Below are 12,132 nucleotides of genomic sequence, written 5' to 3'. Positions count from 1 at the left end.
AACTCTAAACTTTTATATCAAATTCCTATGCTGAACAAAAGCATCAAATTTTTTATCGACAACAAGCTAGTAGCCGTCATGCTGCTCATCCTTTTTGTGGGATGGGGAACAATGAACGCTCCTTTTAATTGGAATTTAGGCTTTTGGCCCAATGATCCGGTCGCGGTGGATGCCATCCCAGATATTGGTGAAAACCAACAAATCGTTTTTACAAAATGGGAAGGACGGTCCCCTCAGGACATCGAGGATCAGATTACCTATCCTTTAACCACCTCCTTATTGGGGATACCAGGGGTAAAGACCATTAGAAGTTCTTCCATGTTCGGATTTTCGAGCATCTATATCATCTTTGAGGAAGATATAGAGTTCTATTGGAGCCGTAGCCGTATCCTTGAAAAATTAAATTCCCTCCCCAATAACCTGTTACCGGAAGGGGTAAACCCATCTTTAGGACCTGATGCTACCGGACTTGGACAAATATTTTGGTATACCCTCGAGGGAAGGGACGAAAATGGAGCAGTAACTGGAGGCTGGGACCTTCAGGAATTGCGAAGCGTTCAGGATTACTATGTAAAATTTGCCCTTTCATCAGCAAGCGGGGTATCTGAAGTAGCTTCTATTGGAGGTTATGTTCAAGAATACCAAATTGACGTGAAACCTGAGCTGATGAAGCAATACAACATTGGTCTTCAGGAAGTGGTCAAAGCCGTTAAACAGAGCAATCGTGATATTGGGGCCCAAACGTTGGAGATTAACCAGGCAGAATACTTGGTTAGAGGATTGGGCTATATAAAATCCTTGGACGACATTAAGAATGCTGTGGTCAGTTCAACGGATTACGCATCCATAAGAATAAAGGACATCGCCAATGTTTCCTTAGGTCCTGCCGTTCGAAGAGGCATACTGGATAAAGAAGGGGCCGAAGTTGCCGGTGGGGTGGTCGTGGCCAGATATGGTGCCAATCCTTTGGAGGTAATTAATAATGTTAAGGATAAGATCAAAGAATTGAGTGCTGGTTTGCCCTCAAAGCAATTGAGCGATGGTCGTACTTCCCAATTGACCATAGTTCCATTTTATGATCGTTCAGAATTGATCCAAGAAACGTTGGGAACCCTCAACGAAGCCTTGACCCTCGAAATATTGATCACCATATTGGTAATTATTGTTATGGTCTTTAATCTTCGGGCTTCCATACTTATTTCGGGCTTGCTACCTGTTGCCGTATTGATGGTGTTCATATCCATGAAACTTTTTGGAGTGGATGCCAACATTGTAGCATTATCTGGGATAGCCATTGCCATAGGAACCATGGTAGATGTGGGGGTTATCCTGGCAGAAAATATTATTCGCCATATTGATGAGGACGAGGGAAAATTATCTATGGATGCCATCGTATACAATGCTACTGCCGAGGTGTCGGGAGCCATCCTTACGGCGGTGTTGACAACTATTATCAGTTTCCTTCCTGTATTCACCATGATAGGGGCAGAAGGCAAGCTATTTAGGCCCTTGGCGTTCACAAAAACAATGGCACTTACGGCTTCCATTATCATTGCCTTGTTTTTAATACCTCCCTTTGCAGCCTATCTGTTTAGAAAGAGAAACTACAAGATAAATTTTAGATATATCATCAATATAGTACTGATGGTGGTTGGCCTTAGCACCATTATTATGGGGTATTGGTTAGGTGTCCTATTGGTAGCCTTTGGAATTGTGGGTGTTTTAAAATTAAGGGATTATCTCAATGATAAAAAAGCCAATCTTGTCAATATTTCTATCTCTGTAATTGCAATTATCATGCTCTTGTCCATTTATTGGCGACCTCTTGGTTTTGATAGAGGAGTATTTATGAACCTGCTTTTTGTAAGCTTAATATGTTTTGGCCTGTTGGGGGTATTTTATGTTTTCCAAAAATATTATTTAAGAATCCTTGCATGGGCTTTACAAAACAGATTGCTCTTTTTATTGGTTCCTGCCACGGTATTGGTTTTTGGAATCTGGGTCATGAGAAATACCGGAAAGGAATTTATGCCTGCCCTAAATGAAGGTACATTCCTTTTAATGCCAACATCACTTCCCCATTCGGGAGTTGCAGAAAACAAACGCGTGTTACAACAATTGGATATGGCGGTAGCCAGTATCCCAGAGGTGGAAACAGTTGTGGGCAAAGCAGGAAGGACAGAGTCAGCCCTGGATCCCGCACCCCTATCCATGTATGAAAATATCATTAAATATAAACCGGAATACCTCTTGAACAAGAAAGGGGAACGGCAACGCTTTAAAGTTGACAATGAAGAGCGTTTCCTAACTGCAAATGGAGGATATGTGGTTAATCCCAATTTGGAAAAGGAAAGAACTGAAAACACCAACACCACGGGTGCAGTAGCATTTTATGAGGTGACTTCAGAAAACCTAATTCCTGATTCATCCGGAGAATACTACAGGAATTGGCGACCTGAAATTCAATCACCTAATGATATTTGGAATGAAATTGTAAGGGTAACCAGACTCCCTGGAGTTACATCCGCACCCAAACTACAGCCTATTGAAACCCGGTTGGTGATGCTGCAAACAGGGATGCGTGCCCCCATGGGCATAAAAGTAAAGGGACAGGATCTAAAACAGATCGAATCTTTTGGACTGCAATTGGAAACCATTCTCAAAGAGACGGAAGGGGTAAAAGACGAAGCTGTTTTTGCCGATAGGATTGTGGGAAAACCCTATTTATTGATTGATATCAACCGAGAACAGTTGGCACGATATGGTATCCTGATCGAGGATGTACAACGCGTATTGGAAGTTGCCGTTGGAGGGATGACCCTCACACAAACTGTGGAAGGCAGGGAACGATATGGGGTCCGTGTACGTTACCCCAGGGAATTACGTGAAAATCCCGAGGACATCAAAAACATTTATGTTCCCGTTGCGAACGGAGCCTCGGTTCCCTTGAGCGAATTGGTCACGATACGTTATGAGAAAGGGCCTCAAGTCATTAAAAGTGAGGACACCTTTCTTGTGGGCTATGTGCTTTTTGATAAATTGGATGGTTTTGCTGAGGTCAATGTTGTCGAGAATGCCCAAGCCTTAATTGAGCAAAAGATAGCCGAAGGAGAACTAATAGTGCCCAAAGGTATCAGCTATAGGTTTACAGGCACTTATGAAAACCAGCTTAGGGCAGAAAAGACGTTGTCTGTTGTAGTCCCTTTGGCATTGTTGATTATTTTTCTGATCCTATACTTTCAGTTCCGATCGGTCATGACCTCCCTTATGGTCTTTACAGGAATCACAGTAGCCTTTGCAGGCGGATTTATCATGATATGGCTTTATGGCCAGGATTGGTTTTTCAACTTCAATTTTTTCGGGGAGAACTTGCGTGAACTTTTCAATATGAAGGTCATTAACCTAAGTGTAGCCGTTTGGGTAGGATTTATCGCCCTTTTTGGTATCGCTACAGATGACGGGGTGGTGATGGCGACATATTTAACCCAAACCTTCGACAAAGAGAAACCCTCTACTATCAAGGAAATAAGAGCAGCTACCTTGGAAGCAGCACAAAAGCGCATTCGCCCGTGTTTGATGACCACGGTTACCACCATCTTGGCCCTTCTACCGGTATTGACCTCCACGGGCAAGGGAAGCGATATCATGATTCCCATGGCAATTCCCATTTTCGGGGGAATGATCATAGATATTACCTCTTATTTCATTGTTCCAGTTTTATATAGCTGGAGACAAGAAATTTCAAAAGGAAAACAAGCAAATTTGCTGCAAAATGAATCTATAATATAGGACAGATGAAATTTAATCATGTACATAAAGTAATGCTACTTTTTATGTTGCTTTTGGTCCACGTATCACAAGGGCAAAACTTAGAAAGTTTCTTGGAGCAGGCGGAAGCCAATAATCCAGAAGTGCAAGCCTTTGAACTTAGATATAATATCTCCAAAGAGAAAGTAAATGAGGTGAACACCTTACCGAACACCGAAGTAAGTGCGGGTCTGTTTATAAGCGAACCAGAGACTAGGACCGGGGCACAGAAGGCTAGGTTTTCTGTGAAACAAATGATGCCATGGTTCGGTTCTATTACGGCGAGGGAAAATTATATCGCGGCCCTGTCCGAAGTGGATTACTTGGACATGGTCATTATTAAACGCAAACTAAGGTTATCGGTATCCCAATCTTATTACAGATTATATGCGATCAAAAAACAGCAAGCGGTACTGGCAGAAAATATAGAACTTTTAAAAAATTATGAAAAACTGGCATTGACCTCCTTGGAAGTAGGTAATGCTTCGGCTGTGGACGTGTTGCGTTTGCAAATCCGACAAAATGAATTGCAGGCCCAAAAAGAGGTTCTGGTACTGGACTATGTTTCCGAAGAAATCCTTTTTAACAATCTTTTGAATAGGGAAGGTGAACTACCAATTGATTTAACGGATAATTTATCTGTGATCGAGGAGCAGGAGGAGCTGAAATTGGATGTACAACTACATCCGGAATTACTGAAATACGATAGACTTTATGAATCAGTAACCCAATCTGAAATACTGAACCGCAAAGAGACGAACCCCGACCTTGGTTTTGGGTTGGATTATATCCCGGTTGCCGAACGAAATGATATGAATTTTAGTGATAATGGTAAGGATATCATTATGCCGATGGTAACTGTTTCTGTTCCCATATTCAATTCAAAGTATAAGTCCAAGACCATACAGAATGGCTTGCGGCAAGAGGAAATTAGTGCCCAGAAAATAAATCAAAAGAACAAATTAAAAACGCTGTTGAGCCAAGCAATTTCATCTAGGGAATCGGCCCGTATCAAATATAATATTCAGATGAAAAATTACAGTCAGGCTAAAGATGCGGAGGAAATATTGATCAAAAATTACGAAACGGGCACCATAAATTTTAATGACGTATTGGATATCCAAGAGTTACAGCTAAAATTTCAAATGAATCAAATTGAAGCCGTGAAAAATTATTACATGGAATCGGCCCTTATTAATTATTTGGGCATTAATGAATAGATGAAAAATAGTAAATTAATTATAATAGTAAAACTAAAATCATGAAGTACAATATGTTAATGAAAAGGAAACAAAGTAATAATGCAATTTTGGCAGGACTCACCCTTTTGGTAATGACCGCATGTGGTGAGGAAAAGAAAAAGGCACCTATGGAGCCAGAAGCCTCGGCAGTGACAGAAATCAAAGAAGATGCTACAGCCATGGTTTCCTTTAACGAGGATGCTACTGGGAAGATTTTTCAGGGCTACTTGGCCATAAAAACTGCCTTGACCAATACAGATGTCGAGGGGACACAGGCTGCTGCGAAGGCGTTTACCGGGAACCTAGATGAAAATCAAATGGAATTAAAGGGCGTTGCTCAAGAAATGGCTAATACGAAGGATATTGCAAAACAAAGGGAGTTGTTTGCCACTTTAACCTCTAAGGTGGAACAACTGTTTAAGGATCAGTTGGCCCAAGGTACTATTTATAAGCAGTTTTGCCCAATGGCCTTTAATAATACAGGAGGATATTGGTTTTCGGACGTTTCAGAAATTAGAAATCCGTATTATGGAGACATGATGTTGACCTGTGGAGCTGTAAAGGAAACGATTCAATAGGACAGAAATATTTTAAATCAAAGTATCTTTAGTAATAAGAGGATCAAATCGGTAAAACGAACACGTATTTAACGACAAACATAAAATGAAACATACGTATCAAATTCATGGAATGACTTGCAATGGGTGTCGTACTCATGTCGAAACAACTTTGCAAAAAGTAGGTGGTGTCGTTAGTGCTTCCGTGGATCTGGAAAAAGCGGAGGCCGTTATAGAAATGGATTCCCATATTCCTATCGATTCTTTTAAAACTGCCTTGGAAAAAGCCGGAGGACATTATACGATTCATCCTTTGGGCGAAAAGAAAGTGATCTCTAAGGAAAAGGTAAAATCACCTGCAGGAAAAGGCACGGGAACCTATTATTGTCCAATGCATTGCGAAGGGGATAAAACCTATGAAAAACCAGGAGATTGTCCTGTTTGTGGAATGGATTTGGTGGAAGAGCAACGATTGGTGACAACCGTTACAAAGTATACCTGTCCGATGCATCTAGAGGTGGTCAAAGATGGCCCAGGTTCGTGTCCTATCTGTGGTATGGATCTGGTACCGATGAAGCCTGATTTATCCACCGAAGAAAAGAACTATAAGAAATTGTCAAAAAAGTTTTGGGTGTCCGTTGTGTTCACCCTCCCCATATTTTTGATTGCCATGTCCGAAATGGTCCCCAATAATCCATTGTACGATATATTGGAGCTCAACTACTGGAATTGGATACAATTTGCCCTTTCCATCCCTGTCGTTTTTTATGCCACCTGGATGTTTTTTGAAAGAGCTTACCGCTCCATCCTTTCTTGGAACCTAAATATGTTCACCCTCATAGGCATCGGTGCAGGGGTGGCTTGGTTATTTAGTGTTTTTGGCTTGGTCTTTCCAGATTTTTTTCCAGAACAGTTCAAGACCGAATCCGGGACCGTATATGTCTATTTTGAGGCAGCAACGGTTATTTTAACATTGGTTTTAATGGGACAGGTTTTAGAGGCCCGTGCCCATGGCAAAACCAATTCAGCTGTAAAGGAATTGTTGAAATTGGCTCCCAATAAGGCTATACGGATTGTAAATGGGAAGGAAGAAGAAATTAGTATCGATGCCATTGCCCTAGGGGATATATTACGTGTTAAGCCAGGGGACAAAATTCCGGTGGACGGATCTATAACGGAAGGTCGTACCACAGTGGATGAGTCCATGATCACTGGTGAACCCCTACCTGTGGATAAAGAAGAAGGAGATAGCTTGAGCAGTGGGACCATCAACGGGAACCAAACTTTTTTAATGAAGGCGGAAAAAATTGGATCCGACACTTTATTGGCACAGATCATTCAGATGGTAAATGATGCCAGTAGGAGCAAGGCTCCAATTCAAAAACTGGCCGATACTATTTCAGGGTATTTTGTCCCGGTCGTTGTTTTGATCTCCCTTATTACGTTCGTAGTATGGGCCATCTGGGGACCCGATCCGGCCTATGTATATGCTCTGGTGAATGCCATTGCAGTTTTAATTATTGCCTGTCCCTGTGCCTTAGGGCTGGCTACCCCCATGTCCGTAATGGTTGGGGTGGGGAAAGGAGCCCAGAATGGGGTTTTGATAAAAAATGCCGAGGCCTTGGAGAAATTGGTAAAAGTAAATGTCCTGATCGTGGATAAGACGGGGACCTTAACAGAAGGCAAACCTACTGTGGAAACGGTAGGTGCTTCAAGTAACAACTATTCCAACAAGGAAGTACTTCAATATATTATTTCTATCAATCAATACAGTGAGCACCCTTTGGCGGAGGCTACCGTAAATTATGGTAAAGATCAAGGTGTTGAACTCTTGGAAACAGAGGGGTTTAATGCGGTTACAGGGAAAGGCGTTGAAGGAATCGTTAGTGGTAAAAAGGTGGCCTTGGGCAATGATAAAATGATGGAGCATGCTGGCGCGGTGATTCCCCAGGATATGGGAGATGAGGCTAAATCCTTTCAAAGGCAGGGAAAAACTGTTTCTTACCTTTCCATAGATAAAGAAGGTGTTGGTTTTATCGTAATCGGAGATAAAATAAAACAAACCAGTGCCAAAGCCATTAAGGATTTACAAGCGAAGGGAATTGATGTAATCATGTTGACCGGAGATAATCACGAAACCGCCCAAGCGGTGGCAACAGAATTGAACTTGGCAGATTTTAAAGCGTCCATGTTGCCGGAGGACAAATTGAAAGAAGTGGAGAAACTCCAAAAAAGCGGCAAGGTGGTTGCCATGGCCGGAGATGGCATCAACGATGCCCCGGCATTGGCGAAAAGCGATGTTGGCATTGCCATGGGCACAGGTACGGATGTGGCCATTGAAAGTGCAGGGGTTACCCTGGTGAAAGGAGATTTACAGGGTATCGTTAAGGCGAGAAACCTAAGTGACCAAGTCATGAAGAATATAAAACAAAATTTATTTTTTGCCCTTATTTATAACACTTTAGGTGTGCCGATCGCAGCCGGTATCCTATTTCCTGTTTTTGGAATATTATTGTCCCCTATGATTGCTGCAGCCGCGATGAGTTTTAGTTCGGTATCGGTAATAGCCAATGCACTTAGATTGCGAACTTCTAATATAAACTAATTGTTTTAAAATGATCAAAAGAAAAACGATACGAAAATTCAGGAAAGCCCATAGATACCTTGGCCTATTTCTAGGAATCCAGTTTTTGATGTGGACCATTAGTGGCATGTATTTTAGTTGGACGGACATTGATGAAATCCATGGTGATCATTTTCGTAAACAAGAAATTATACCAAGAACTTTTGAAAATTTAATAAGCCCAACCGAGATTATCGGTCCAGGTACCGTATCGAGTTTGGTGCTTCGTGATATAGGTGGTACGCCTTACTATTATGTGAACGGTGCGAAATTGGTGAATGCCCAAACTGGAGAGTTTAAAAATGTAATTTCAGAAGCCGAAGCACTTGCAGTTGCAAAGGATAATATGTTACAAAACCTCGAGGTTATCAAGGTTGATCGGATCGATAACGTGGATCTGCATCACGAATATAGAGGTGGTCCATTACCAGCCTATGTCATTTCCTATGATACACCGGAGAATGTCAAAGCTTATGTGTCCATGGAAGAAGGTACGTTCCGTACAATAAGGCATAGGGATTGGAGGTGGTTCGATTTTTTATGGATGACCCACACGATGGATTATGAGGGTAGGGATAATTTTAATACAACGATCTTGCGGATTTTTTCTGTCATGGGTCTCATTACAGTTCTGAGTGGTTTTACCCTGTGGTTTCTAACTTCTCCCACAATGAGAAGAAAAAAAGGTTAACGAGTACCGTAGGAAAGGAAGAGTGTTTAATTTACAATAATTGAAGTTTAAAGAAATATCATGAAGAATAAAACCCTTTATATCGTATTGGCTGCCCTAGCTGGATTACTGGCCGGATATTTTATTTTTGGCGGTATCAACAGTAACGGCAGCAAAGAGGAACACGACCATACCGCCGAGATGGCCAATGGAGAGATGTGGACATGTTCCATGCACCCCCAGATCATGCAGCCAGAACCAGGGGATTGCCCTATTTGTGGAATGGATCTGATTCCTGCCGAATCAGGAGCGGACGGACTTGCCTCGAACCAGTTTAAAATGACCAAAAACGCCATGGCTTTGGCCAATATAGAAACAATGGTTGTAGGTGCTGGAAATACAAAGGAAGGTGTTCTTACCTTGTCCGGTAAAATAATGGAAAATGAGGAAATCAATGGTACACAAGCTGCTTATTTTGGAGGTCGTGTAGAGAAGCTCAATGTAAATTATGAAGGGGAGGAAATCAAAAAAGGACAACTACTAGCAACAATCTATTCTCCAGAACTGGTATCCGCACAGCAAGAGCTGCTCACAGCAACAAGGCTGAAGGAATCACAACCTGAATTGTACAAGGCAGTCAGAAATAAATTAAAATTATGGAAGCTCTCTGAAAAACAGATCGCACAAATAGAGAATAGTGACAAGGTCACCGAAAACTTTCCCGTGTATGCCAATACCTCAGGTACAGTTTCAAAAATAATGGTGGAAGAGGGAGATTACATAAAACAAGGCGCTGCATTGTTTTCCATTGCAGATTTAAGTTCGGTCTGGGCCGTATTTGATTCATACGAAAATCAGGTAGGCAGTCTTAAAAATAATCAGGCTATGACCATAGTTGCAAACTCCTATCCCAACACAAAATTTAAAGCTAAAATATCGTTTATAGATCCCATATTGAATTCCAGTAAGCGAACTGTTGAGGTGAGGGCAGTCCTGCAGAATAAGGACGGATTACTAAAACCAGGAATGTTCGTGCAAGGTTCAATTATGTTGTCTGCCGGTACCATGAAAGATCGGATAACAATTCCGGAGAGCGCTATTTTATGGACGGGAGAAAGATCTGTGGTGTATGTAAAGACAGATAGTGAAGAGCCGGTTTTTGAAATGAGGGAAGTAACACTTGGTACCAATGTCAATGGGAGTTATGAAGTATTGGATGGGTTGGAAAATGGCACCGAAATAGTTGCCAATGGGACTTTTACGGTTGATGCCGCAGCACAGCTCAAGGGAAAAAAATCCATGATGAACCAAGAAGGTGGAAAGACAATGACCGGACATGAAGGGCATACAGGAGTAAGAATGGAAGGGACGGATAGCGCGACCAGCATGAAAATGGATATTCCAAAAGAAGTTCAAAAAGACATAATGTCCATTATAGGAAATTATATGGATGTAAAAGATGCCCTGGTGGCTTCCAACCCAGAGCGGGCAGGTTCTTCATCCAAAGTAGCATTAAATGGCCTAAAGAACATAATTGAAAAGGATCTTGATAGAATGACAGAGGGACATTTGAATAAAATTATTGAAATGTTTACTAAAATATCCAAAACTGACAATCTTGTCAATCAAAGGGAATATTTTATCATTCTATCGGAAAACTTGATATCCATCAGTACTAATTTAAAGGAAATCCCCAGTATATTATTTGTTCAGAACTGTCCTATGGCCAATAAGAACAAGGGAGCTGATTGGTTGAGTTGGGAAAAGGAAATCCGCAACCCATATTATGGGGAGGCTATGATGAACTGTGGGGAAGTCAAGCAGGTCATATCCAAATAAATTTAATTCTAAGTCCATATCCATGAAATCTGATGATATATTTATGGGATATGTATAATGTTATGGCTAGGGGAAGAAAAAAATCACCAATGTACATAGATTAATTTCCATTGGTATGATGAGCTTTACCTGCCAAGCTACTTCAGCGATAAAGCGTGGCGCAAAATTTAATTATTAACAAAAATAAACGTTGTAACTCACTGGTTTTTTGTACCTTATATCTATCAATTTTTTATCCAAAAGAGTCTTTTTTGGAGTTTTTTTTACCTCAATTGGACTTTTTTTAATGGAAATTGTTTTTGTTTTTAACATTTTTGAACCCTAAAATATTTAAAAACCCTAGATTTTGCTGGGGTTTAAATATTTTTTCAGGTCTTTAAAATTAACAGTAGATGGTATTGTAATTTAAATACATTTGTAGCGTTTTACTAAGAAAGAATTATTGATGAAAACAGGCTTGAAACTTCTTTGGATTGTTTGCTTATGCGTTACAGGAGTATACGCACAGAACGATTTGCCCTTACAAGTGGATAATTCTACTATTAAACCCCTTCAATCACTATTTAGTTCGCGGTTGCAAAGTAATTTGGAGAAGCAACTTATGGCTAATCCGCAGTGGAAGAGATTGATTGAACAAAAGAAAATGGCTGTAGGCATTGTAGATCTAAATGACCCCAATAACGCAAAATTTGCAAGGGTCAATGGTAACTATATGATGTATGCTGCAAGTCTTCCCAAAATCGCCATTTTATTAACGGCGATGGATGCTATTGACAAAGGAGAGTTAAGGGAAACTGCTGAGGTGAAAAAAGACATGCGCTTGATGATCAGTAAATCTGATAATCAGGCATCCACTAGAATGATTGATCGAGTTGGATATGAAAAGATAGAGGCCGTAATGACGGATCCCAAATATGAATTTTACGACAAACAACTCGGTGGCGGATTATGGGTCGGTAAACGTTATGGTGGTGGTGGTGATACCAATAGGGAGCCGCTAAAAAATTTGAGTCATGCCGCAACGGTTACCCAGGTATGTCGCTATTACTATCTTTTGGCCAATGGCCAGTTGGTCAATGAAAAAAGGTCCAAACAAATGCTGAACATCATGGAAAATCCAGAATTGCACCATAAGTTCGTAAACACCTTGGATCAAATAGCTCCAACAGCTCGCTTATTCAGAAAGTCTGGATCCTGGAGAACCTATCACTCAGACTCCATTTTGGTATGGGGGAATGAGCCTAATAGACGATATATCCTTGTTGCACTGATAGACGATGCCAGTGGAGAACAAATCATAAGAGATCTTGTAAAGCCTGTTGAACGAGCGCTGCGAAATACCTTGTTGTAGTCGGTCACTACCTAGATAAGCGAGAATTTATCCTAATACTTATT

Annotated in this window: 7 protein-coding genes; all 7 read left to right on the top strand. The window is 41.0% G+C overall.

Features of this window, described 5'->3' with window-relative positions:
* Positions 1-27: 27 nt before the first annotated feature.
* Positions 28-3,789: an efflux RND transporter permease subunit gene (locus SB49_RS06305; RefSeq protein WP_062054894.1), complete on the top strand. Its 3,762-nt coding sequence runs from the start codon at positions 28-30 to the stop codon at positions 3,787-3,789.
* A gap of 5 nt (positions 3,790-3,794) precedes the next feature.
* Positions 3,795-5,027 (top strand): TolC family protein, encoded by a 1,233-nt coding sequence (locus SB49_RS06300; protein WP_062054892.1) that lies wholly within the window; start codon positions 3,795-3,797, stop codon positions 5,025-5,027.
* A gap of 41 nt (positions 5,028-5,068) precedes the next feature.
* Entirely contained in the window at positions 5,069-5,626 is a 558-nt protein-coding gene (locus SB49_RS06295) for a DUF3347 domain-containing protein (protein WP_062054890.1), read from the top strand.
* Positions 5,627-5,711: 85 nt separating this feature from the next.
* Entirely contained in the window at positions 5,712-8,210 is a 2,499-nt protein-coding gene (locus tag SB49_RS06290; RefSeq protein ID WP_062054889.1) for a heavy metal translocating P-type ATPase, read from the top strand.
* A gap of 10 nt (positions 8,211-8,220) precedes the next feature.
* The gene (locus tag SB49_RS06285) at positions 8,221-8,919 is read left to right on the top strand and encodes a hypothetical protein (RefSeq protein WP_062054887.1); all 699 of its coding nucleotides are present in this window, start codon (positions 8,221-8,223) and stop codon (positions 8,917-8,919) included.
* Between the two features lie 60 nt (positions 8,920-8,979).
* Positions 8,980-10,737 carry an efflux RND transporter periplasmic adaptor subunit gene (locus SB49_RS06280; protein WP_062054885.1) on the top strand — a complete coding sequence of 586 codons (1,758 nt, stop codon included), beginning with the start codon at positions 8,980-8,982 and terminating at the stop codon, positions 10,735-10,737.
* 445 nt (positions 10,738-11,182) lie between these two features.
* Entirely contained in the window at positions 11,183-12,088 is a 906-nt protein-coding gene (locus tag SB49_RS06275; RefSeq protein ID WP_062054883.1) for a serine hydrolase, read from the top strand.
* Positions 12,089-12,132: the final 44 nt, after the last annotated feature.

This window comes from Sediminicola sp. YIK13 (assembly GCF_001430825.1).
Classification (GTDB): Bacteria; Bacteroidota; Bacteroidia; order Flavobacteriales; family Flavobacteriaceae; genus Sediminicola.
The sequence above is the reverse complement of the archived record's forward strand: the minus strand, read 5'-3'. Positions and strand labels throughout refer to the sequence as shown.

Bases quoted from the DNA above. Each gene is read 5' to 3' on its own strand.
- SB49_RS06305 (WP_062054894.1), top strand. From the start codon at position 28: ATGCTGAACAAAAGCATCAAATTTTTTATCGACAACAAGCTAGTAGCC.
- SB49_RS06300 (WP_062054892.1), top strand. From the start codon at position 3,795: ATGAAATTTAATCATGTACATAAAGTAATGCTACTTTTTATGTTGCTT.
- SB49_RS06295 (WP_062054890.1), top strand. From the start codon at position 5,069: ATGAAGTACAATATGTTAATGAAAAGGAAACAAAGTAATAATGCAATT.
- SB49_RS06290 (WP_062054889.1), top strand. From the start codon at position 5,712: ATGAAACATACGTATCAAATTCATGGAATGACTTGCAATGGGTGTCGT.
- SB49_RS06285 (WP_062054887.1), top strand. From the start codon at position 8,221: ATGATCAAAAGAAAAACGATACGAAAATTCAGGAAAGCCCATAGATAC.
- SB49_RS06280 (WP_062054885.1), top strand. From the start codon at position 8,980: ATGAAGAATAAAACCCTTTATATCGTATTGGCTGCCCTAGCTGGATTA.
- SB49_RS06275 (WP_062054883.1), top strand. From the start codon at position 11,183: ATGAAAACAGGCTTGAAACTTCTTTGGATTGTTTGCTTATGCGTTACA.